This is a genomic window from Blautia sp. MSK.18.38 (assembly GCF_024460535.1).
GTDB classification, from domain to species: domain Bacteria; phylum Bacillota; class Clostridia; order Lachnospirales; family Lachnospiraceae; genus Blautia_A; species Blautia_A fusiformis.
Genome location: NZ_JANFYP010000017.1, coordinates 67,926 through 90,707 on the forward strand (window position 1 = coordinate 67,926; position 22,782 = coordinate 90,707).

Annotated in this window: 21 protein-coding genes; 4 read left to right on the top strand and 17 right to left on the bottom strand. The window is 45.7% G+C overall.

Features of this window, described 5'->3' with window-relative positions; translation table 11 throughout:
* Positions 1–338: 338 nt before the first annotated feature.
* From NE638_RS11645 to NE638_RS11685, 9 genes are all read right to left on the bottom strand, one after another.
* On the bottom strand, positions 339–827 hold the full coding sequence (locus tag NE638_RS11645; protein WP_173746226.1) for a MogA/MoaB family molybdenum cofactor biosynthesis protein: 489 nt from the start codon (positions 825–827) through the stop codon (positions 339–341).
* A 3-nt stretch (positions 828–830) separates the two neighbouring features.
* A complete protein-coding gene (gene moaA / locus NE638_RS11650) occupies positions 831–1,820 on the bottom strand; it encodes a GTP 3',8-cyclase MoaA (RefSeq protein ID WP_173746227.1) in 990 nt (329 codons plus the stop codon).
* Positions 1,820–2,299: a cyclic pyranopterin monophosphate synthase MoaC gene (moaC, locus tag NE638_RS11655; RefSeq protein ID WP_021653088.1), complete on the bottom strand. Its 480-nt coding sequence runs from the start codon at positions 2,297–2,299 to the stop codon at positions 1,820–1,822. The genes moaA and moaC overlap by 1 nt, the downstream gene beginning before the upstream one ends.
* Before the next feature lie 12 nt (positions 2,300–2,311).
* Positions 2,312–4,291 carry a methionine--tRNA ligase gene (metG, locus tag NE638_RS11660; protein ID WP_114002702.1) on the bottom strand — a complete coding sequence of 660 codons (1,980 nt, stop codon included), beginning with the start codon at positions 4,289–4,291 and terminating at the stop codon, positions 2,312–2,314.
* Positions 4,292–4,709: 418 nt separating this feature from the next.
* A complete protein-coding gene (locus NE638_RS11665) occupies positions 4,710–4,919 on the bottom strand; it encodes a hypothetical protein (RefSeq protein WP_092073402.1) in 210 nt (69 codons plus the stop codon).
* Positions 4,892–5,338 (bottom strand): threonine/serine exporter family protein, encoded by a 447-nt coding sequence (locus NE638_RS11670; protein WP_092073405.1) that lies wholly within the window; start codon positions 5,336–5,338, stop codon positions 4,892–4,894. Before NE638_RS11670 ends, NE638_RS11665 begins: the two co-directional genes overlap by 28 nt.
* 145 nt (positions 5,339–5,483) lie before the next feature.
* Positions 5,484–6,239: a threonine/serine exporter family protein gene (locus tag NE638_RS11675; RefSeq protein ID WP_021653091.1), complete on the bottom strand. Its 756-nt coding sequence runs from the start codon at positions 6,237–6,239 to the stop codon at positions 5,484–5,486.
* Between the two features lie 252 nt (positions 6,240–6,491).
* Positions 6,492–6,917 carry a flavodoxin gene (locus NE638_RS11680; RefSeq protein ID WP_118515241.1) on the bottom strand — a complete coding sequence of 142 codons (426 nt, stop codon included), beginning with the start codon at positions 6,915–6,917 and terminating at the stop codon, positions 6,492–6,494.
* Between the two features lie 30 nt (positions 6,918–6,947).
* A complete protein-coding gene (locus tag NE638_RS11685) occupies positions 6,948–7,541 on the bottom strand; it encodes a DUF3793 family protein (protein WP_022426572.1) in 594 nt (197 codons plus the stop codon).
* A 381-nt stretch (positions 7,542–7,922) separates the two neighbouring features.
* Here NE638_RS11685 and NE638_RS11690 point away from each other — a divergent pair, with 381 nt between their 5' ends.
* Positions 7,923–8,327 carry a Fur family transcriptional regulator gene (locus NE638_RS11690; protein WP_015526389.1) on the top strand — a complete coding sequence of 135 codons (405 nt, stop codon included), beginning with the start codon at positions 7,923–7,925 and terminating at the stop codon, positions 8,325–8,327.
* 107 nt (positions 8,328–8,434) lie between these two features.
* Entirely contained in the window at positions 8,435–8,980 is a 546-nt protein-coding gene (locus tag NE638_RS11695; protein WP_015526390.1) for an NADH peroxidase, read from the top strand.
* A gap of 88 nt (positions 8,981–9,068) precedes the next feature.
* On the opposite strand, the gene NE638_RS11700 is transcribed toward NE638_RS11695, so the two are convergent.
* On the bottom strand, positions 9,069–9,635 hold the full coding sequence (locus NE638_RS11700; protein WP_173746228.1) for an HD domain-containing protein: 567 nt from the start codon (positions 9,633–9,635) through the stop codon (positions 9,069–9,071).
* A 221-nt stretch (positions 9,636–9,856) separates the two neighbouring features.
* Here NE638_RS11700 and NE638_RS11705 point away from each other — a divergent pair, with 221 nt between their 5' ends.
* Complete coding sequence (locus tag NE638_RS11705) at positions 9,857–10,351, top strand: HD domain-containing protein (protein WP_173746229.1); 495 nt, start codon at positions 9,857–9,859, stop codon at positions 10,349–10,351.
* Between the two features lie 99 nt (positions 10,352–10,450).
* Here the strand turns inward: NE638_RS11705 and NE638_RS11710 are convergent, their stop codons facing one another.
* Both NE638_RS11710 and ileS read right to left on the bottom strand, forming a co-directional pair.
* Entirely contained in the window at positions 10,451–12,913 is a 2,463-nt protein-coding gene (locus tag NE638_RS11710; RefSeq protein WP_059086602.1) for a glycogen/starch/alpha-glucan phosphorylase, read from the bottom strand.
* The gene (gene ileS / locus NE638_RS11715) at positions 12,913–16,077 is read right to left on the bottom strand and encodes an isoleucine--tRNA ligase (protein WP_114002504.1); all 3,165 of its coding nucleotides are present in this window, start codon (positions 16,075–16,077) and stop codon (positions 12,913–12,915) included. The genes NE638_RS11710 and ileS overlap by 1 nt, the downstream gene beginning before the upstream one ends.
* A gap of 791 nt (positions 16,078–16,868) precedes the next feature.
* On the opposite strand from ileS, the gene NE638_RS11720 reads away from it, so the two are divergent.
* Positions 16,869–18,158 carry a D-alanyl-D-alanine carboxypeptidase family protein gene (locus NE638_RS11720; protein ID WP_173746230.1) on the top strand — a complete coding sequence of 430 codons (1,290 nt, stop codon included), beginning with the start codon at positions 16,869–16,871 and terminating at the stop codon, positions 18,156–18,158.
* Here NE638_RS11720 and NE638_RS11725 read toward each other — a convergent pair.
* From NE638_RS11725 to NE638_RS11745, 5 genes are all read right to left on the bottom strand, one after another.
* A complete protein-coding gene (locus NE638_RS11725) occupies positions 18,135–19,091 on the bottom strand; it encodes a 3'-5' exonuclease (protein WP_021650273.1) in 957 nt (318 codons plus the stop codon). The two genes, NE638_RS11720 and NE638_RS11725, sit on opposite strands and share 24 nt — an antisense overlap.
* A 70-nt stretch (positions 19,092–19,161) precedes the next feature.
* Entirely contained in the window at positions 19,162–20,124 is a 963-nt protein-coding gene (locus NE638_RS11730; protein ID WP_114002475.1) for a nucleoside hydrolase, read from the bottom strand.
* Between the two features lie 404 nt (positions 20,125–20,528).
* Complete coding sequence (locus NE638_RS11735; RefSeq protein ID WP_021650081.1) at positions 20,529–20,966, bottom strand: Hsp20/alpha crystallin family protein; 438 nt, start codon at positions 20,964–20,966, stop codon at positions 20,529–20,531.
* 418 nt (positions 20,967–21,384) lie between these two features.
* The gene (locus NE638_RS11740) at positions 21,385–22,131 is read right to left on the bottom strand and encodes a YibE/F family protein (protein ID WP_173746231.1); all 747 of its coding nucleotides are present in this window, start codon (positions 22,129–22,131) and stop codon (positions 21,385–21,387) included.
* Positions 22,128–22,721, bottom strand: a complete 594-nt coding sequence (locus NE638_RS11745; protein ID WP_330603445.1) for a YibE/F family protein — start codon at positions 22,719–22,721, stop codon at positions 22,128–22,130. Before NE638_RS11745 ends, NE638_RS11740 begins: the two co-directional genes overlap by 4 nt.
* Positions 22,722–22,782 lie beyond the last annotated feature (61 nt).

Genomic DNA, 22,782 nt, shown 5'->3' on the forward strand with positions numbered 1-22,782 from the left:
TATTCCTATATCACACCAGCAATATTGATTTCCAAAACCTACCACATGTAACTCTCAAGCCTCAGGAATTATGAATCGCTGGAGATGAATTTTAATCATAAAACCTACCACATTCAACAACCAGCCCAACGGAGGCAGGGCCAGTACGGTGACGTTAGCGGAGTGGCCGTCGAAAGGCGAGTATAGCTGCTGCCACCGAGCGCCCTGTTTGAGCCGCAGGCGAGTTGGCGCGAATGGTAGCAAACCAGCGACGCAGCCGAACAGGCCGCGCAGCGTGTCACCGTACTGGCCTTGCCTCCGTTGGGCGTCCGTTCGTTAATACAAGTATACACCGCACACTACCGTCCGCATTCTCCAGTCTCGCCAGTCAAAATCTCAATCCCATGCCCCAACGCCTCAATAATAACCTCCAGGCACTCCCTGACAGCCTTAGGACTCCCCGGCAGATTAACGATCAACGTCCCCTTCCGGATCCCGGCCGTAGCCCGGCTCAGCATCGCCCTCTTCGTGATCGTCAGACTAAACGCCCGCATCGCCTCCGGAATCCCCGGCACACGCCGCTCGATCACATCCTCCGTAGCCTCCGGTGTCACATCCCTCTGAGAAAACCCGGTACCACCCGTAGTCAGGATCAGCTCCGCAAGCCCCAGATCTGCGATCTCAGTCATCCGGCTCCCAAGCATCCCACGGTCATCCGGCAAAACATCCACAGAAACAACCTCATACCCGGCCGCCTCCATAATCTCCTTCACAGCAGGACCACTAAGATCCTCTCGCTCTCCTCTGTACCCCTTATCACTAGAAGTGATCACAGCAACTCTCTTCATCACTCAACCTCCGATCTGAGCCATACAAAGCTTCTCCGTCTTATCATCCTTCTGTTTCTCCAGACCTCCGCCAAAAACATGCCCGTCCGGTTTCTCCGCCAAAGCCTCCAGGATCACAGCCTTCAGCACCTCATCCGAACCACCACTGCGGATCACCTCCCGAAGATCCCTTCCCGCCGCATACTGCAGACAGGTCTTCAAAAAGCCCTGAGAAGTCAGCCGGATCCGGTTACACTTCCCACAGAACTTATGGCTCACCGCGCTGATAAACCCGATCTTTCCGGAAAAACCATCCACATCATAATAATGACACGGTCCATTCCCAAGGGGCTCCCCAACATACGGCGAAAACCGCGGAAGCTTTTCCCCAAGGATCCGAAGCAGTTCCTCCTCCGACACCCCATGAAATTCTTTTCCCATCCCAATGGGCATCATCTCAATAAACCGCACATGCACCCTGTGATCCCTGGCCAAAAGCGCCACCCGGCAAAGATCCTGCTCCGGGATCCCAAGAGGCACACAATTGATCTTCAGTGAAATCTCCGGATACTTCATTGCCTCCGAAATCCCTTCCAGCGTCCGCCCCAGTTCATCCCGCCGCGTGATCCGCCTGCTGCAGGCCTCATCCAGCGTATCCAGGCTGATATTCAATCCGTCCAGCCCCGCCCGGGCAAAATCACTCATCTGATCTTTCAGAAACACACCATTTGTAGTCAGAGTCACCTTCTCGATCCCCGGCATATTTTTCAGTTTTTCCACCAGCTGAGGCATCCGCGGCCGTACAAGCGGTTCCCCGCCGGTCAGCTTGATCTTCCGGATACCCAGCTCTGCCATCACCCGGCAGATCCTCAAAATTTCCTCTTCCTGCAAAATGAGGGAGCGCTCCACATGCTGCACTCCCTCCTCCGGCATACAATAAATACACCGCAAATTACATCTGTCAGTTACGGAAATCCTGAGATAATCAATATTTCTTCCGCACCTGTCTATCATTATTTTTCCTCAAAACGAAAATCTCCGCTTTTGCCTCCTGTTTTTTCTTCCAGATGGATATCAGACATGACCATGTGCTTGTCAATTGCCTTGCACATGTCATAAATGGTAAGAAGCGCCACCTGAACACCTGTCAGCGCCTCCATCTCCACGCCTGTTTTTCCCTCTGTTTTTACCGTGCAGAATACACGGATCACTCCCGCATCCTCATCGGTCTCAAAATCCACAGAACACTTCTGGATGGGAAGTGGATGGCACATGGGGATTAGCTCAGAAGTACGCTTCACACCCATGATACCTGCCACACGGGCCACACCAAGTACATCACCCTTTTTCACATTTCCGCTTTTTACCGCGGCCATGATCTCCGGGCTTACCTGAATGGAACCCGTGGCTGTTGCCGTACGGTGAGTGACCGGTTTGTCGGACACATCCACCATAACAGCATTGCCGTTTTTATCAAAATGATTCAATTCCATATCTGTCTATACTTAGCAGATCTCAGCGCCTGCAGGCATCTCTTTCTCCGGTACCATCAGGGAAAGATTTCCGTCTGCATCCTCTGCACAGAGGATCATACCCTCGCTGAGGATTCCGGCAAGCTTGGCAGGCTTCAGGTTTGTAACGACCATAACCTTTTTGCCCACCATTTCCTCTGCGGAATAATGAGCCTTGATTCCGGATACGATCTGACGAACCTGGCTTCCGATCTTAACCTGAGAGCAGAGAAGTTTTCTGGATTTCTTAACCTCCTCACAGGCAATGATCTCACCAACCTGGAACTGCAGCTTCTCAAAATCATCGAAAGTGATCTCCGGCTTTGCCTCGATATCGATCACATTCTCTGTTTTCTCCTCTTCTACCTCTTCCTTCGGCTCTTCTTTCGGCTCTTCTTTCTTCGGATGAAGCTTCTCAACCTTCTCAAGAACCTCTTTCAGGTCAAGTCTCGCAAAAAGGATCTCCGGTTTGTCGGTTACGCGGTTTCCTGAAGGATAAAGACCAAACTGCTCCATCTCCTCAAGAGTTCTCTCGTTTGCGTTGAGCTGTACAAGAATACGCTCTGTTGTACGCGGCATAAAGGATTTCAGAAGAGATGCGCCGATGCAGATTCCCTCAACCAGGTTGTAGAGAACGGTTGCAAGACGATCCTGCTTTGTCTCATCCTTTGCAAGTGCCCATGGCATTGTCTCGTCGATATATTTGTTGCAGCGTTTAAACAGAGAGAATACCTCTGTGATAGCATCTGCCACACGAAGCTTGTCCATTTTTGCGGAAACGTTCTTCGGAACCTGAAGGATGAAGCTCTTAAGATCCTCATCAACCGGCTCAGTAACATTCTTATTCTCAACGACTCCGTTAAAATATTTGTTAGACATGGAAATTGTACGGTTTACAAGATTTCCAAGTGTGTTTGCAAGGTCGGAATTCAGTCTCTCAACCATCAGCTCCCATGTGATCACACCGTCATTCTCAAATGGCATTTCATGGAGTACAAAATAACGGACAGCATCTACACCGAAGAACTCAACCAGCTCATCTGCATAGATTACATTTCCTTTGGATTTACTCATTTTTCCATCGCCCTGAAGCAGCCATGGATGTCCGAATACCTGTTTCGGAAGCGGAAGATCCAGAGACATCAGGAAGATCGGCCAGTAAATGGTATGGAAACGAATGATATCTTTTCCGATCAGGTGAAGATCTGCCGGCCAGTATTTGTTGAATTTATCGCTGCTGTTTCCGTCGCAGTCATAGCCGATACCTGTGATATAGTTTGTCAGGGCATCCAGCCATACATATACAACGTGCTTCGGATCGAAATCTACCGGGATTCCCCATTTAAAGGATGTTCTGGATACACAGAGATCCTGAAGTCCCGGAAGAAGGAAGTTGTTCATCATCTCGTTTTTACGAGACTCCGGCTGGATGAAATCCGGATGTGTGTTGATGTAGTCAATAAGCTTATCTGCATATTTACTCATTTTGAAGAAATATGCCTCTTCCTTGGCAGGTACGCATGGACGTCCGCAGTCCGGACATTTGCCATCTACAAGCTGGGACTCTGTGAAGAAGGACTCACATGGTGTACAGTACATTCCTTCATAATGACCCTTGTAGATATCTCCCTTTGCATACATTTTTTTGAAGATTTTTTTGACCTGCTCTTCATGGTTTTTATCTGTTGTACGGATGAATTTATCATAGGATGTGTTCATCAGATCCCAGATGCGTTTGATCTCACCGGAAACGTTATCTACGAATTCCTTTGGTGTAACACCAGCTTCCTCAGCCTTCAGCTCGATCTTCTGGCCATGCTCATCAGTACCTGTCTGAAAATATACGTCATAACCCTGCTGTCTTTTAAAACGTGCGATCGCATCCGCAAGAACGACCTCATAGGTATTTCCGATATGCGGTTTACCGGATGTGTACGCAATGGCAGTGCTGATATAATATCTCTGCTTTTCCATCTTTTCTTTCCTCCATAAATATAAAAATAAATTGTGTACTTACTCATAACGGACTGAAAATATATTCCGTCAAAACAGGAAATTTCCTGTCCGGGGACATTGGAAGATTACCAAGTAATTCTCAGCGACATAAAAAAACGTCTTCTCATACCATAATGATATGAGAAGACGAGTTATTACCCGTGTTACCACTTCTTTTCGTTCCTGCCTCGCGGCAAAAACCTCATCAGGTACAGCAAGCTCTATACCCTTCCGCTATAACAGGCGGTCCTGTCACTGCCTGCCGGTGTCCGTTAAATCGGACATTCGCACTTCGCTTATCGCGTTTAAACCGGTTCAGCAATGCCTCTCCGAAGCCATCTTCCATCTGCGCCTGCACATCCCTCTCAGTCTCGGAACTCCTGCATAAAGTGAACCTTTACCATTCACTCTGCCGCAGATCTATGACATCAACTGCGTCACAGCCTGCATCTAAAAAGTCCTCCGGGGATTTCCCTGTAGTACGGTGTACACATGTACTCTCTTCTTCCATGAGTTTTCCATATGGGAAAATCGTAACACATTTCCGATGGTTTGTAAACGGGGAATTTCGATACTGTATTACATTCTCCTCTGCCTGTACATCCACCGCCACGCCATCCGGAACGCAATGGTTGTCAGCGTCATTCCTGCTGCCATGCTCACCGCAAAAAGGATCGTATAGATTCCGTCTTTCTGGAATTTTGCCCAGTCCTTCATCAACATCCAGTTCATTGTCCGGTAAAGTGCTGCTCCCGGAATCAGCGGAATTGTCGCGGAAACCAGAAATACAGTTACCGGCGTTTTATGAATTCTTGCCATACATTCTGCATACAAAGTAATAGCTACTGTTGACCAGAAACCGCACGCATACGGACTTGGCGTTATGAACTCTACTGCCAGATATACAGCCCAGGACAGACATCCACCCAATGCCGCAAACCAGAGTTTTTTTCCATGGATATTAAATAATGCCGCAAAGCCGAGGGATCCTGTGAAGGATACGACCAGCTGTATGATTTCCCGCATATTTTCCTCCTGAATAAATCATAACTACTCTCAAATACTCCCATTATCTGCTGCATTTCGCTACTCCGCAATTGATGCAGTATGTGAACTCCTCATTCACTGCTTATTGCTTTTCGTAACCTTCAAGAGAACTTCCCTGATTCGGTTAAAACAACAGATTCGCCACCGTGAAACCAAGGCCCACGACCAGTGCCAGCAAAAGCGCCTCCATACATCGGATCAAACCTGTAATGGTATCTCCTGAAAACATATCGCGTAATGAATTGGTAAATGCAATTCCCGGTATCAGAAGCATGATATTTCCGATACTGATCAGATCCGCATGATGTCCAAGCCCGATCAGAACTGTAAGATTGGAAAGTACTCCGCCGGCTCCGCAGCAAAGAAGCACTGTCAGCAGCGAGTTTAATGCGCCCTTTTTTACAAAAGCCTCAAACAGCTTCAGGGCGATACCAATCAGCGCAGAAGCAATCATATCGTTGACATCTCCTCCAAAAAACACGGAAAAAGAGCCTGAAATTACAGCATAGATCAAAATCTGCGTTTTAAAAGAATATCCTTGTTTATCCCGGATCTTTTCCAGCCCCTTCTGAATCTCCTCCGGCTTCGGCCGATACTCACAGATGTATCTGGAAAGCTGGTTCAGGTCATCCAGCCGTCCCAGATCATTGGACATTCCCGGCACACGCCGCGTCTGGGTGCAAATACCGAAATCCTCTCCATAAATAGTCGTCACAATACTGGATGTGATAGAAAAAACATCTGCCCGGGTGGCTCCATATGCCAGGCAGATCCGCCGTATGGTATCTTCCACACGTCCAACCTCTGCTCCGCAGCAAAGAAGCTGTTCACCAATTGTCATCGCATAATATAAATACTGTTCCGCTTCCTCCCGCGTCATCCGGCATCCCTCACTTTCCTGCTTTATTTCATTTTTATCTATTTTAGGACACGTAAATATTAAAATCAACAAGGATTTTTTGTCTTAATATTCATTTCTTCTATATTTTCTCAAAGTAATAAGCAGATATTTTCGCTCAAAATAAAACACCACCCGGACAAAAAAGATATCTATCCCTTCTGTCCGGATGGTGTTTGTGTTTGAAAATCCAATGCTCTGCTCAGTTTTTATTTATTTGAAATCTAATAGATCTTATGCAAGTTTTCCGCCAAGTTCACGGCAAGCTGCAAGTCCTTCATCATCAGGTGTGTTGTTTACAATGAGTCCTTCATCCTCAACAAGCTCTGCGCCTGCGTCTTTTGCTCTGCCGCACCATGTTCTCATCCACTCTCCGTCGCCCCAGTCATAGGAACCGAAAAGCGCAACTTTCTTACCGGAAAGTTTGCCTTCCAGATCAGAGAAGAATGGCTCGAACTCACCCTCCTCAAGCTCCTCATCCCCCATAGCCGGACAACCAAGAGCCAGAACATCAAAAGAAAGCGCTTTATCCACATCCGCATCAGCCACTTCCATAATCTCAACATCCGCACCGGCAGCCTTGGCACCTTCCTCAACAGCCTGCGCCATAGCCTCTGTGTTACCTGTAGAAGACCAGTAAATAATTCCTACCTTGCTCATCTCAAAAACCTCCTGTTTTTAAACTTTATATTATACGCACATCTGAGATGTACAGAGATGCTTCATACCAACAACCTGCAAAATCGAATACCCCGCACGGATCTGCGCCGCAGTAAACTCCCGGCACTTATCGTAGCTGTCAAAAATCCTGCGAGCCTGCTCCACATCATCATAAACCTTCCAGTAACCACACATCTTGCAGCCACTGCCTCCGAACTTCCGGAAGCCCTTCACATCTTCAATGGGATAACCCAGGAAAAGTCCGATCTCATGAGGAAACTCCGTCTTATGAAAAAATCTCTCCTTCAAACGGGCGATCATCTCATCCAAAGAACTATCTATATTATACCCATCCTGAAGCAAAAGTTTCCTGGCTTCATCCTGCTTAAGATATTCCTGTAGCATATCCGGCCGGTACACCAGAAGAAGATAATGCTTCCTGCATCCACAGATGATCTCCATACGGATACCTTCCCGTTCAAGACTCTCCTCATAATCCGAAATGATCTCCGGCAGCTCCGGCATTTTTTCCTTGGAAAAGGAAACAAGATTCGCCGGTTTCATTCCCATTAATACAGGGGAACAATGATAACCCATGACAGATTCAAATTTTTCACAAGTCATTTGCATTCTCCTTTACATGTTAGTTAGATTTCTCTAACTGTTGTAAATATACTACCAAAGTTAGTCTCTGTCAACTTATTTTTATAAATTTTCACTGAGAATTTTTACTGATAAAATCCTATCATTAAGGGCACAATATTCCTTATAATAAACACTCTGTCAGACATCCGACTGCCAGTTCTCACCATTTAACCGAATCAAGTAAGTCCTCTGCAGGGTTGCAAATATCCCCTACACCCGCAGCGTAAAAATACTCATTTACATCCAGCTCATAAAATGAAAATATTTCAGGATAATCATATCCAAACCTCTTGACAAACTTCCCTCTGCCATGTATTATAATATCAGTAATAATTACTATTACTGAAAGGGGGAAACATTATGGCAGCACTTAAATACAGCCGTCAGCGAGAATCCATCAAGGAATTTCTGAGATCCAGAACAGATCATCCAACGGCAGATACAGTATACGAGAATCTTCGACAGATCTACCCGAATATCAGTCTCGGAACTGTCTACCGTAATCTTTCTCTTCTCAGTGACATCGGTGAGATCCGGAAGCTGACCAATTTCGGAAGCGCGGATCGCTACGATGGAAGGGTCGCACCACACTCACATTTCATGTGTACCAGATGCAACCGGGTGATCGATATGCAGTCAGACAGCCTTAACGGAATTCTTGAACAGGCAGCTGCAGAATTTATCCACGGAAAAGTCTTTGACGTAGATGCAAGCTTCTATGGGATCTGCAAGGAATGCCTGAAAAAAGAAGAAAAACAAGCTTGACAAAACAAAGATCACATGGTATTATAAAATAGTAATAATTACTATTATTAATTTAGAAGAAACAAAAACAAACAATATATTTCAAAAAAGAAAAGGAGATCATTACTATGGCTAAATGGGTATGTACAGTATGTGGATATGTTTATGAAGGCGAGCAGGCACCGGAAGCCTGTCCAGTATGTAAAGCACCAGCTTCTAAATTCCAGAAACAGGAAGGCGAGCTCTCATGGGCAGCTGAGCACGTTGTAGGTGTAGCTAAAGGTGTCAGCGAGGACATCCTTGCAGACCTGAGAGCGAACTTCGAGGGCGAGTGCTCTGAGGTTGGTATGTATCTTGCAATGGCTAGAGTTGCTCACAGAGAAGGATATCCGGAAGTTGGTATGTACTATGAAAAAGCAGCTTACGAGGAAGCAGAGCATGCAGCTAAATTCGCAGAGCTCCTTGGTGAGGTTGTAACAGACAGCACAGAGAAGAACCTTCAGATGCGTGTAGAGGCTGAAAACGGCGCTACAGCAGGTAAATTCGACCTTGCAAAACGTGCGAAAGCAGCTGACCTTGACGCAATCCATGACACAGTACATGAGATGGCTAAGGACGAGGCAAGACACGGAAAAGCATTCGCAGGTCTGCTTAAGAGATACTTTGGTAAATAAGAAATCCGCATAAAATCGGAATTTTTACAAGAGGGAACCACGTAAAATGGTTCCCTCTTTTTTAATGTTTCTGATGGAGATGTGCAAATTAGTGTACAGATTTTTCAATCTTCCGCACACTATCTTCTCTTACCTGCTCCCGAAGCTCCGTCAGATAATCTGAGAATTTCACCTGTTCATTTCCGTAGGTCATCTGCAGGTTATATTCCAGTGGGATCCAGGTTTTGATGTCGGATTCATTGTGCTGGATCAGCGCTTCCAGTTTGTCCAAAGCTTTGTAGATTCTGGATTCCAGAGTCTGCTGTGCTTCCATTTCCTGATACAGTTCTGCCATCTCTTTATCAAATGGTTCCGGCAGAGTTTTCACCCATTCACCCAGCACATCGGCTTCTTTTTCTGAATCTTTTACTGTTTTTTCAAAAGCTGGGATATCCCCGGTAAAAGCTTCTCCCATATCATGGATCAGACACATTTTCATGATCTTCAGAAGATCTGCCTCCGGAAACTCGTCGCTGACAAAATATGCCATCAGAGAAATTCTCCAGGAATGCTCCGCAACACTCTCCCGCCTGCCTCCGGATGTATAGCAATGACGCACTGCATCTTTTAATCGTTCTGCAACAGAAAGTACTTCAATCAGTTTTTCTGGTTTCATATTCGTTCTCTCTCCTCCGTCTTTTCATAATATTTTCACTGACACCAATTCTGTTCATTACTATACCATATCTCCGGTCATGGAAAACAGATGAAAAACAGAAGATTCCATTCTGAAAAAATTTGTCTCAACTAATTTATAAAAAAAATATAAACTTTATTGCATTTTTCTCCATAATCGTCATAATGAAATTATAAACAAAAGAAAGAAGGTGATTGCCGATGGATATCACGGTGTCGGATGAGGTCTCACAGGAATATCATGCGCTTGTGAAGAACATCCTCTGTAACAGAGAGTTCCTGAAGCTGAGCCTGTACACCCACCACCAGTGGACCACACGGCTCATGCACAGTATCAATGTTTCTTACCTCTCCTGGTTCATTGCCAGGAAGCTGGGATGTGACGAGAAAGCCGCCGCAAGGGCAGGGCTTCTCCACGATTTCTGTCCCTATGACTTCAGGGCGGAGACACCGACCGGTGAGCATCAGGCGTTTTATCACCCGAAGGCTGCCGCAGACAACAGTGCCGCACACTTTGATGTCACAGACAGAGAGCTGGATGCGATACTCTCACATATGTTCCCTCTGGGACCTCTTCCACGCAATAGGGAAGCCTGGATCATCAGCTTTGCCGATAAAGCCTGCGCCATCGCGGAAGGCTGCCATATCGCCATTGCACTGGCCAGACGGAACCGGATCGTCATCAATCCGGCATAATTTCCACACAAAAAACAGGGCCGTCGCTACTCCTGACGAGCCCTGTTTTTGTGTGGAAATTTATTTTATGGTAATACTTTGCAGATTACTTTCTATATCTTAGTTCTCTTTCACAATAACCTTATCCAGATGCCAGATATCATCTACATACTCCTGGATAGTTCTGTCGGATGTGAACTTACCGCTGCATGCTGTATTGAGAAGTGCCATCTTAGCCCAGCGTTTCTCATCCTTATATGCTTCCTCAACACGCTTCTGTGCCTCTGCATAGGAACGGAAGTCGCCAAGGATGAAGTACTGGTCAGGTCTCGGCATGTTGCGTTTGTCGAGAAGTGAATTGTAGATGTCACGGAACATCTCTGTATCGCTGGAGAAGGTTCCGTTGATCAGCTGCATCAGTACCTGACGGATCTCCGGATCTGTGTTGTAGATGAAGTCCGGATCGTAACCGCCGTTGTTCTCATAGTTGATGATCTGGTCGGAGCTCATACCGAAGATAAATGCATTCTCCTCGCCAACCTCCTGTACAATCTCAACGTTAGCACCATCCATGGTTCCAAGTGTCGGAGCACCATTCAGCATGAATTTCATGTTACCTGTACCGGAAGCCTCTTTACTTGCTGTGGAGATCTGCTCGGAAACATCTGCTGCCGCAAAAATGATCTCAGCGTTGGATACACGGTAGTTCTCGATGAATACAACCTTCAGCTTGCCGTTGATGGAAGCATCATTGTTTACAACATCTGCCACACAGTTGATCAGCTTGATGATCTTCTTTGCACGTGCGTAAGCTGCGGAAGCTTTTGCACCAAAGATAAATGTTCTTGGATAGAAATCCATCTCCGGATGTGCCTTGATCTGGTTGTACAGATAGATCACATGCAGGATGTTAAGAAGCTGACGTTTGTACTCATGAAGTCTCTTAACCTGGATATCGAAGATAGAGTGCGGGTCAACCTCAACACCATTGTGCTCCAGGATATATTTTGCAAGACGCTCTTTGTTCTTGAACTTGATGGTCATGAACTCCTGAAGAGCCTTCTCATCGTCTGCGTAAACTTTAAGCTTGGAAAGCTGGGAAAGATCTGTGATCCAGTCCGGTCCGATCTTGTCCGTTACCCAGTCAGCCAGAAGCGGGTTTCCATGAGCAAGGAAACGTCTCTGTGTGATACCGTTTGTTTTGTTGTTGAACTTCTCAGGCATCATCTCATAGAAATCCTTCAGCTCCTGATTCTTGAGGATCTCGGTATGAAGGCGTGCAACACCGTTTACAGAGTAGCCTGCAACGATCGCAAGGTGAGCCATCTTAACCTGTCCGTCATAGATGATCGCCATCTTCTTGATCTTCTCGAAGTTTCCAGGATATTTCTGCTGGATCTCAAGAATGAAACGACGGTTGATCTCCTCGATGATCTGGTATACACGCGGAAGCAGTCTGGAGAACAGCTCGATCGGCCATTTCTCAAGTGCCTCGGACATGATGGTGTGGTTGGTGTAAGCACAGCATTTTGTTGTGATATCCCATGCCTGATCCCAGCCAAGACCTTCCTCATCGATAAGAATACGCATCAGCTCTGCAACTGCAACTGTCGGATGAGTATCATTCATCTGGAATACAACCTTCTCATGAAGCTTGGTAATGTCATCGTGTGTTTTCTTATATTTGGCAATCGCTGCCTGAAGGCTGGCAGATACGAAGAAGTACTGCTGTTTCAGACGAAGCTCTTTACCTGCCATATGGTTATCATTCGGATAAAGTACCTCAACGATAGTACGTGCAAGGTTCTCCTGCTCTACTGCGTTGTGATAATCACCCTTGTCAAAAGAGTCAAGGTTGAAGTCTACGATCGGCTCTGCATCCCAGATACGAAGTGTGTTTACAACATCGTTGTTATAACCTGTGATCGGCATATCGTAAGGAACAGCCTTAACTGCCTGATATCCTTCATGGATGAATTTATTCTCGTTCTTCACCGGATCCCACTCAACGCGTACATATCCGCCGAAATGAACCTCTTTTGCATACTCCGGACGACGGAGCTCGAAAGGATAGCCGTTCTTCAGCCAGTTATCCGGTGCCTCTACCTGATAACCGTCACGGATCTCCTGCTTGAACATACCATAACGGTAACGGATTCCGCATCCGTATGCACAGTAGTTGAGAGTTGCAAGAGAATCCAGGAAGCATGCTGCCAGTCTTCCGAGTCCACCGTTTCCAAGAGCCGGATCCGGCTCCTGGTCTTCGATGCAGTTAATGTCAAGTCCAAGCTCCTCAAGAGCCTCCTTAACCTCGCCGTATGCACCAAGGTTGATCAGGTTGTTTCCAAGGGCACGGCCCATAAGGAACTCCATGGACATATAATATACGATCTTCGGATCCTGTTTTTCATACGCCTTCTGGCTCTTGAGCCAGTTGTCAATGATCACGTCCTTCACAGTGTAGCTTACAGCCTGAAAGATCTGCTCCTGTGTAGCCTCTTCCAGTGTTTTTCGATAAAGGAATTTTACGTTTTCTTTTACACTTTTTTTGAATTCCTCTTTCTCAAACTGCTTGTCAATCATTAGTTTTCCTCCTGTACTTTGGATACTCCCAGTGTTACAGCCTCTTTATTGATGTTCCACTCCTTGGTGTAACCCTCTGCTTCTCCCAGAATAATGTTTTCTGCCAGTACTTCACGTTTGATCTCATCCTGGTTTGCTTTCATGATATCCATGATCTTATCGTTATCTTTTGCATAGACAATGATCTTGTCCATGACTTCGAAACCAGCCTCTTTACGCATGGTCTGAACCTTGCTGATGATCTCGCGGACAAAGCCCTCCTGGATCAGTTCAGGTGTAAGGTTTGTATCAAGGACAACGGATGTCTCACCGTCTGTCTCTGTCACATAGCCCTCGCTCTGGGCTGTTTCGATCAATAAGTCTTCCTCTGCAAGCTCGACTCTGTTTCCGTCAATGTCAAGAACGAGAACACCATTATCTCTCAGCTCTTTCATTGCTGCGGTTCCGTCGATCTCGGAGAGTGCGGTACGGATGCCGTTCAGAAGCTTGCCGTATTTCGGTCCTACTGTACGAAGCTGCGGCTTGAAGCTGTAGGAAATGAAGGACTCTACATCATCTGCGAATTTCACTTCTTTTACGTTAAGCTCATCTGCGATGATATCTGTGTAGAATTTATCCATAGCTTTCTCAGCCTTTACATACATGGTTCCGATCGGCTGACGGTTCTTGATGTTTGCGGTATTTCTGCATGCACGTCCGAGAACAACGATCTCAAGAAGCTCTTCCATGTTTGCCTCAAGATCCTTGTCGATCCATGCCTCGTTTACCTCCGGGTAATCGCAAAGATGGATACTCTCCGGAGCGTCTGCATCAATGCTTCTTACAAGGTTCTGGTAGATATCCTCAGTCATGAACGGGATCATCGGAGCTGCAGCCTTGGCAACTGTTACCAGTGCTGTGTAAAGTGTCATGTAAGCATTGATCTTATCCTGCTCCATGCCCTTTGCCCAGAAACGCTCACGGCTTCTTCTTACATACCAGTTACTCATATCGTCAACAAATTCCTGGAGTGCTCTTGCAGCCTCCGGAATCTTGTAGGAATCAAGATCCGCATCGACAGTCTTCACCATGGTATTCAGCTTGCTGAGCAGCCATTTATCCATAACCGGAAGCTTATCGTAATTTAAAGTATATTTAGTTGCATCAAAATTGTCAATGTTCGCATACAGTACGAAGAATGCGTAGGTGTTCCACAGAGTGCTCATGAACTTTCTCTGTCCCTCTACAACTGCCTTGCCATGGAAACGGTTCGGGAGCCACGGAGCACTGTTGATGTAGAAATACCAGCGGATTGCATCTGCGCCGTATTTGTTCAGTGCATCAAACGGATCTACTGCATTTCCCTTGGACTTACTCATCTTCTGTCCGTTCTCATCCTGTACATGTCCCAGAACGATTACATTCTTATACGGAGCCTTGTTGAAAAGGAGTGTGGACTCAGCAAGAAGGGAGTAGAACCATCCTCTTGTCTGGTCAACAGCCTCGGAGATGAAGTCTGCCGGGAACTGCTGCTCGAACAGGTCTTTGTTCTCAAATGGATAATGATGCTGTGCAAAAGGCATTGCTCCGGAATCGAACCAGCAGTCGATTACCTCCGGTACACGGTGCATGGTCTTGCCGCAGTCCGGACACTTCATGGTGATATCATCAATGTATGGACGGTGAAGCTCGATGGTCTTCGCGCGCTCGTCACCACTCTTCTCATAGAGATCCTGACGGCTTCCTACGGATTCCATATGTCCGCACTCACACTGCCAAATATTCAGTGGTGTTCCCCAGTAACGGTTTCTGGAAATACCCCAGTCCTGAACATTCTCAAGCCAGTCACCGAAACGTCCCTTACCGATGCTCTCCGGAATCCAGTTGATAGTATTGTTGTTACGGATCAGATCATCCTTTACTGCAGTCATCTTGATGAACCAGGACTCACGTGCATAGTAGATAAGCGGTGTGTCACATCTCCAGCAGTGCGGATAATCATGCTCGAATTTCGGTGCGTCAAAAAGCTTGCCCTCTTTGTCAAGGTCTGTGAGAACCATCGGGTCCGCTTTCTTTACGAATACACCTGCGTATGGTGTCTCTTTGGTCATGTTACCCTGTCCGTCTACGAACTGTACGAACGGAAGGTCATACTCACGTCCGACACGGCTGTCATCCTCACCAAATGCAGGTGCGATATGAACGATACCGGTACCATCACTCATGGTAACGTAGTTGTCACAGGTTACGAAATGAGCTTTTTTGTGCTGTTTTGCTGCTGCCTCTCCTGCACATGCAAAAAGCGGCTCATATTCTCTGCGCTCAAGGTCTGTTCCTTTATATTTCTCAAGGATCTCATATGCAGGCTCATCATCCTTTGCAAGCTTGCCGAGAACCTTGTCCAGAAGTGCCTCTGCCATGTAGTAGGTATAGCCGTCTGCTGCTTTTACCTTGCAGTAGATCTCATCCGGGTTTACACAAAGTGCAACGTTGGACGGAAGTGTCCATGGTGTTGTTGTCCATGCCAGGAAGTATGCGTCCTCACCAACAACCTTGAAACGTACGATCGCAGAGCGCTCTTTAACAGTCTTGTAGCCCTGAGAAACCTCCTGTGCGGAAAGCGGAGTTCCACAGCGTGGGCAATAAGGAACGATCTTAAAGCCTTTATAAAGAAGACCTTTTTCCCAGATCTCTTTCAGCGCCCACCACTCGGACTCGATGAAATTGTTGTCGTATGTTACATACGGATGCTCCATGTCAGCCCAGAAACCAACGGTAGATGAGAAATCCTCCCACATTCCCTTGTATTTCCATACGCTCTCCTTACACTGCTGAATGAACGGCTCCATTCCGTACTCCTCGATCTGCTCCTTGCCGTCAAGGCCAAGCTTCTTCTCAACCTCAAGCTCAACCGGAAGTCCGTGAGTATCCCATCCTGCTTTTCTCGGAACCATGTACCCCTTCATTGTACGGTATCTCGGGATCATATCCTTGATAACTCGTGTCAGAACGTGTCCGATATGTGGCTTACCATTTGCGGTAGGCGGTCCGTCATAGAATGTGTATGTCTCGCCCTCTTTACGGCTGTCCATACTCTTTTCGAAAATCTTGTTGTCTTTCCAGAATTTCTCGACTTCTTTTTCACGGTCAACAAAATTCAGATTCGTGTCAACTTTACGATACACAATATTTACCTCCTGTGTCTGATTACTGGCTGCTGCCTCATTTGTAAGGCCACAGCGGATTGTTTCTTCACAGATACCTGTTCGTGCCAATACTTCGGGCACTTATAAAAAAAGACCCCATCCTGTAAAAGGACGAAGTCTGATTCGCTGTACCACCTGTTACATTATACGGGCCTGTGTCCGGATCCCTGCGTCTTCTGCTGTGTTCTTATGCTCTGTGTTATGGCGCGGGCTGTTGTTCCATGTCTGTTCATGGCGGACAATTCTTTGTATCTGCCGATATATGTTCCCTGTAACGGAGGAAATCCGTCAGTTCTTACTTAATGATCATCTGTATATCAGATATTCTTCCGGCTGTTGCCGGACAACTTCGGAACTGAAGCTCAGGAGTGATATTCCGCCATATTTACTCGTCCCGGGCTCCCACCATCCCCGGTTCGCTACAAGCTTTCCATATGGCCTACTGTCTCCATCACAGCTTTTTCTATATACGCTGTCTATTATAGGTTGGGGAAAATCCATATGTCAAGTGTTTTCATGGATTTTTCTTTTTATATGTATGTTCACTTCTTCTTAATGGAATTTTCACAGACTGCAAGTGGTTTTTCCGGGAGGAAAGTGGTATACTACTACAGAATCTTGAGGGCAAAAATACAGCGTTTCATTAATACAATGCTATAATTAATGAAATACTGCACCTCATCACAAAACGGGCAAGATTTTTTCGGTTACTGATCCTCAAATGAATAATAACCTTCTCGCCCGGATTTATCACTGAAAGGTATCTTGTTATGAAAAATATGAAAAAACGATCCTTGCGCCGGATCTTTGCAGGCATTCTCGGCATAGGGATCCTGCTCACAGGCGCAGCTCCCTGCGCGGCGGCTGCCTATGGATACGATGAATATGGTGATCCTATCGTCACTGCCACACCGGTTCCTGATGGTCAGGCCGCAGCAGTCACGCCTGCTCACTCCAGCTATTATTCACAGGCTGCCGACACCGATTCCATTGACGGATGGCCCAAAGGTCCCGGCATCGAAGCACAGGCTGCAGTCCTTATGGACGTAAATACAGAAGCCGTTCTTTATTCCAAAAATGCGGACACACAGCTCTACCCTGCCAGCATCACGAAGATCCTGACTACACTGCTTGCCTGCGAAAATCTGAATACTAAGACAAACATTACCGTATCTGAGAACGCTTCCACCAGTGTAACTGCCGGAGATTCCAGTATTTATGCTGCTCCCGGTGAAGAATTCACCAGGGATCAGGCCCTGATGGCTGTCATGCTCCAGTCCGCTAATGAAATGTCTGTCGCCGTTGCGGAAGAAGTTTCCGGCTCTGTAAAGAAATTCGCAGAACTCATGAACTGGCGCGCCAAGCTTTTTGGCTGCAAGAACACACACTTTAACAATCCCAACGGTCTTCCGGATGAGAATCATTACACCACAGCCTCCGACATGGCAAAGATCGCCAAATCCGCCTGGCTGAATCCTCTTTTCCGGCGATACTGCACCAAACGTTATTACGAGATCCCGCCTACCAATAAATTTGCGGAAGCCCGCCAGCTGCTCAATCATCACAAGATGATGAAAAACGGCGAATATTATTATGAAGGCGTCCGTGGCGGAAAAACAGGCTACACGGATGCATCCGGCAACACACTTGTCACCTACTGCAAACGAGGAAATATAACGCTGGTAGCCGTGATCCTGAATTCTACTTCCGCGGCAAATGCTTACAGCGATACCGCTTCTCTTTTTAATTATGGTTTTGAAAATTTTGAAAAGGTGGATATGAAGGTGTCCATGGAGCCAGTCCCGTTTAAGGTACTCCCTTGTGACAAATATATCCTTAAGAATAACGGAAACACCTATCCGTTTTATTATCAGACAAAGGTTTATGTGACTCTTCCAAAAGGTATCAAAAAATCACAGCTTAACAAACGCCAGGCCGTTCTTCAGAATGCTGTCGGCCCACTGCGTCTGAAAAGCAAATATTATTATAAGAAACAAATGGTCGGATGGGGAATGCAATACGAACGAAACATCGTATCAGATCTTCTCCTGGCTTCGTAACATTTTCCTGCGGCGGAGAGATTCGTGCTTTTCACGGATCTCATCCGCCGCTTCTGTATCTTCTGCTCTCAGGGTCTTCACCCCGAAATATTTTCCCTCATCGGTTTTTCGGATCCGGATCTTTCCGGCAACAGGTCCATGCTCATGGCAAAGGGCAAGGCTGTAATACACCTTGGAATTGTTGGTACTGAACCAGCGGATCTTCCTCTTGGCAGGGCATCTGCAAATAGGACACATGGTACTTACCATGGTACGATCCTTCATCAGACGCTCCTTTGATACAAATTCCCTGGACACAAACTTGTCATGGTCTGTATAGGAAATATAGATCTCGCTGTCTCTGGATTTTGGATTCTGATATACATCCAGGGACGGATGGCGGATCATGCAGGCTTCATCGATCTCCAGGAGTATCCTGGCAGTATAGCTGGCATCTGCCAGTGCCCGGTGAAAATCCCGGTTTTTGGGAAGCTGCAGGTAGTCTGTAGCATATTCCAGGGAACGCCTGGATATTCCATCCTCGAATTTTATGCTGAAAAGTTTCTGCACATCGTAGTAATGCACCGGCCCTGGCATCAGCTTCAGAAGATTATAGTATTTCATATTGCGCTGGAGTTCCATCACATCCTGGTCTCCCCAGGTAAAAAAGCGATACTCCTCCCCGCACCATTCCAGAAATCTGCGGATTGCCCTTGGAAAAGGGATGCCTTTTTCCAGTTCATGATAATCCACGTGGATCACTTCATGGATACTGTCGTGGATCCAGTGGTACACTTTGGGCTTGATCAGGCACTGAAAGGTATCAACGATCTCTCTTTTTTCATTTAATTTTACTGCCCCGATCTCTATGATCTCAAACGGGAGCCGACTATCCGGATGTCTTCTTCCATCCGGATTCTGGTTCCATTCCAGGTCAAATACAATATAGTTCATGGGTTTTCTGTCCTCTTATCTGACTGCTCAGCTGCTTCATAAATGCAGCTGTTTCCGGATCGTTGTCCGGCTATTTCATATTTTTGCATTCGGACACAGAATAAATCGCTTCAAACAGCTCCTGCTGGAAGCTTTCTGTATCTGCATCTGTCAGAATCATATCTTTCATTTCGTCTTCTTCGTGTAGCCACCAGCGGAAATCGCATAATGTGGCACCCCGTCCGGCACCGTCTGAACAATTCACATCCAGGAATACTTTTTCTGTTTTAAAGAACTCCGGATGGATGAGATACATAAACGGTACAGCAGCATGGATACTTGCCACACAGCGATATTTGGAAAAATTTTCAAGTACGTAGCCAGCCATATCTCCACAGGCTCTGGCTGCCGGATCACCGGACTGGCACAGCTTCATGATCTGGTTTCTGGTAAGATTACATTTCAGGGTAGCATCCAGTCCACACATGATCAGTGGGATTCCGGAATCGAATACGATCTTTGCCGCCTCCGGATCTGCGTAGATGTTGAATTCCGCTGCCGGTGTGATGTTTCCGCCTTTTGCTGCGCCGCCTGTAAAAACAATTTTTCTGATCTTATTCTTTATTTCAGGAAAAACCTTTAACAGAAGTGCAAGATTAGTCATTGGTGCAGTTTCGATCATTACTACCTGCTCGCCCTCCGGAATGGCATTCAGAATGTCACGTATAAAAAGCACTGCATTATCAGAAGCAGCCTCTGATTTTGCTTCCGGCAGTACGCAATGGCCAAGCCCTGTCTCTCCGTGGAATTCTTCCGCATAAATTGCCGCTTTCACAAGAGGACGGTCCTGGCCTCCTGCCACCGGAACCTTCAGTCCGTAAAAATCCACCAGCTCCAGTGCATTTTGGGTCACTCTTTCTATCCTGGTACTTCCTGCAGATGTCGTCACTGCAAGCAGCTCCAGTTCATCCTGATGTGCTGCCGCATATGCCAGTGCGATCCCGTCATCGATTCCGGGATCACAGTCCATGATAACCTTGATCTTATCTCCCATATATTCACCTCTGTAAAAACTCTTTCCCCAATTTTATAGTATTGCCGAATTTCCGCTGTTTACCTGTTCCAAGTATAACAGAGTGAGGAAAGAGTGTAAAGTTAATCAGAATTCGTTACTGTTCACTCCGTTCTCAGCAACACGCTTCGCGGAATATTACCAGTAAACAGTAATCAGAATTCACCTCTGTACTTCAGGCTGAAACGTAAAGAACCCCTCTGCCGGACATTGGCAGAGGGGTGGAAAAAAGGGGGTTATATTCATTTATATAAACAAATGCAATGTGCAATTTGGAGCTTTAATATTTGCAATATCCGTTTGGGTTGTTCCGGATATTGTTATTATGCTATATCCCATCACCCGGAGCTTGCAATCCAGTACCGGGGCTTCACAATAAATGCTGATCAATCAATAGAAACAAATTTCTTCTCTTCTGCTTCTTTCTTGGTTTCTTCCTTCGGGAAGGTTACATGAAGGATTCCGTTCTCATATTTCGCATGGATATCTTCATGCTTAATGCTCGAGCCTACATAAAAGCTTCTGTTGCAGGTTCCTGTATAACGTTCTCTGCGAACATATTTACCTTTATCATCCTTCTCGTCCTTCTTCTCTTCTCTGGTTGCCTGAATGTTCAGATAACCATTCTTCAGCTGGATCTTCACATCCTCTTTCTTAAATCCCGGAAGATCGATCTCCAGTTCATAATTGCCATCTACATCAAGGATATCTGTCTTCATCATATCCTTCACCTGAGGATAAGCATTGGCAGCTGCCTGACGGCCTGTCGGATATCCCATAAAATCATCAAATAAATCTTCTCCGAAAATACTTGGCATTAACATAACTCATTCCTCCTGATCTATATTCGCTGCGTGCTGCGCAGGCGTTTTTAATTTACTGTTTCTGAAAACATCTGCAAATTCTGTAAGAACTTTCTCCGGAAGATTTCTTTTTTCTCTCTTCCTTTGTTCTGTATGTACTATAACACGCATTATTAGCACTGTCAATAGGCGAGTGCTAATTTCACACTTTCTTCACATTTTCCGTAATTTTACGATCCATTTTTCCGATACATATGTCTGAAGCGCCGAAGATAGAAGGACTCCCAGGATCAGAAATGGAACTGCCTGTAAAAGCACTCCCATAAATACATAAATATAATAACTGCTTTCATAAAAGAGAGCCCACGTCTGCTGAATACAGTAAAGAACATCTGTATCGGGACCATGGATTCCGTATTCAGTGCAGTGGAGATATGCTTCATGAGATCTGTCGAATAATACATCTGATCGATACCGGGACGGTAATAAGGCAGGCTACCGCACCAGATAGCATGACTGCAACATCCTGGAATAGGAACTGGGAATTAAGAATGATCTCCAGGCTATATTTCTGTGTCTGAATGTATGAAAATAATAAAATAGTTCCTCCAAGATAAGCAAACAGCAACGTATTTACCGTTGTACCGATAATTTCTTTCCCAACCTGATAGCCGGAAGCTGTAAGCTCTTTCGCTGTCAGACTGTTTTTATGAGTCCAGACTTCATATACAGAAGATGTTACAGATAATGCTGTATCGATAACAGCCCCAAGAGTACTGAAAACAGTTACAAATATTCCTACATGAAGCATGTTAATATGAAGGTCCGTACTGTAATAATACATAAAATCGTCTTCCGAAATCTGCAGCTCATTTAACCCGTAGCTTCCTGATCTCCATGTAATAATATAAATCGGAATAAACAAAAGTAACATTACCAGCAGTGTAGCCAGAAAAGCCGCCCGCGTCTTTGGATTATTTCCGTTCTGATAAAACAGAGAAATATAACAGACACCTGCACCTGCCACCAATATCAGGAGCAGTACAGGAAAACCGGCAGACATCAGCATAATTGAAAAAAACAAAATTACAATATTCCCCGCCAGTGTCATAATTGACATGGCTCCACGCTCTCCGCCAATCAAGATCACCAGAAAAATTAAAATCAATGCAAGAAAAATGATCATTCTCTGACACCCCTTTTCCGTGATGGTATTTTCATAATCACTGAAGCAATAAAAACAGATACCGGTATTGCCAGTACAATTCCAATACTTTCTATCAGAAAACGACAGATATCATATGGAATGTGGTATCTCACGATCGTTACAAAGCTCATATCATTATTCATCTTAAGTATGAACATGGGAATCATGCCGCTTGCCAGAACAAACAGCAGTACATTTATCATGGTTCCCATAATATCATATCCGATTTCACGACCGGAATGTATCAGTCTTTTCAGAGAAACCGATGGATTTTTCCGCACGATCTCTCCTACTGCTGCGCTGATCGTCACCGTCACATCCATAATTGCACCAAGTCCTGTCAGCATAATATCTGCCCAGAATATATCTGCTGAATTGCCTGTACTTCCAAGGTATTCCAGATTGGAATAATCCAGATCTCCGTACATATAAATAGAAAATTCAAACAATGCCATGATTAGAAACAGAACACACAGTGTTGAAAGAACTGAGGAAAATGTTTTTCTATGAATTCCATTTAAGCAGATCAATGTAGTCAGTGAAAAAAGAACTGCGATGACATTACAGATATTTAACTATAAATGAGCAAGTTCGTGATTTTGCATAAAAGAAAGACACCTCGATTCCATG

Bases quoted from the DNA above. Each gene is read 5' to 3' on its own strand.
- moaA (WP_173746227.1), bottom strand. From the start codon at position 1,820: ATGATAGACAGGTGCGGAAGAAATATTGATTATCTCAGGATTTCCGTA.
- NE638_RS11645 (WP_173746226.1), bottom strand. From the start codon at position 827: ATGAAGAGAGTTGCTGTGATCACTTCTAGTGATAAGGGGTACAGAGGA.
- NE638_RS11670 (WP_092073405.1), bottom strand. From the start codon at position 5,338: ATGCGGGAAATCATACAGCTGGTCGTATCCTTCACAGGATCCCTCGGC.
- NE638_RS11725 (WP_021650273.1), bottom strand. From the start codon at position 19,091: ATGAACTATATTGTATTTGACCTGGAATGGAACCAGAATCCGGATGGA.
- metG (WP_114002702.1), bottom strand. From the start codon at position 4,291: ATGGAAAAGCAGAGATATTATATCAGCACTGCCATTGCGTACACATCC.
- NE638_RS11730 (WP_114002475.1), bottom strand. From the start codon at position 20,124: ATGGGAGATAAGATCAAGGTTATCATGGACTGTGATCCCGGAATCGAT.
- NE638_RS11735 (WP_021650081.1), bottom strand. From the start codon at position 20,966: ATGTTAATGCCAAGTATTTTCGGAGAAGATTTATTTGATGATTTTATG.
- NE638_RS11695 (WP_015526390.1), top strand. From the start codon at position 8,435: ATGGCTAAATGGGTATGTACAGTATGTGGATATGTTTATGAAGGCGAG.
- NE638_RS11700 (WP_173746228.1), bottom strand. From the start codon at position 9,635: ATGAAACCAGAAAAACTGATTGAAGTACTTTCTGTTGCAGAACGATTA.
- NE638_RS11720 (WP_173746230.1), top strand. From the start codon at position 16,869: ATGAAAAATATGAAAAAACGATCCTTGCGCCGGATCTTTGCAGGCATT.
- NE638_RS11710 (WP_059086602.1), bottom strand. From the start codon at position 12,913: ATGATTGACAAGCAGTTTGAGAAAGAGGAATTCAAAAAAAGTGTAAAA.
- NE638_RS11740 (WP_173746231.1), bottom strand. From the start codon at position 22,131: ATGATCATTTTTCTTGCATTGATTTTAATTTTTCTGGTGATCTTGATT.
- NE638_RS11675 (WP_021653091.1), bottom strand. From the start codon at position 6,239: ATGACGCGGGAGGAAGCGGAACAGTATTTATATTATGCGATGACAATT.
- NE638_RS11685 (WP_022426572.1), bottom strand. From the start codon at position 7,541: ATGACTTGTGAAAAATTTGAATCTGTCATGGGTTATCATTGTTCCCCT.
- moaC (WP_021653088.1), bottom strand. From the start codon at position 2,299: ATGGAATTGAATCATTTTGATAAAAACGGCAATGCTGTTATGGTGGAT.
- NE638_RS11690 (WP_015526389.1), top strand. From the start codon at position 7,923: ATGGCAGCACTTAAATACAGCCGTCAGCGAGAATCCATCAAGGAATTT.
- NE638_RS11705 (WP_173746229.1), top strand. From the start codon at position 9,857: ATGGATATCACGGTGTCGGATGAGGTCTCACAGGAATATCATGCGCTT.
- NE638_RS11680 (WP_118515241.1), bottom strand. From the start codon at position 6,917: ATGAGCAAGGTAGGAATTATTTACTGGTCTTCTACAGGTAACACAGAG.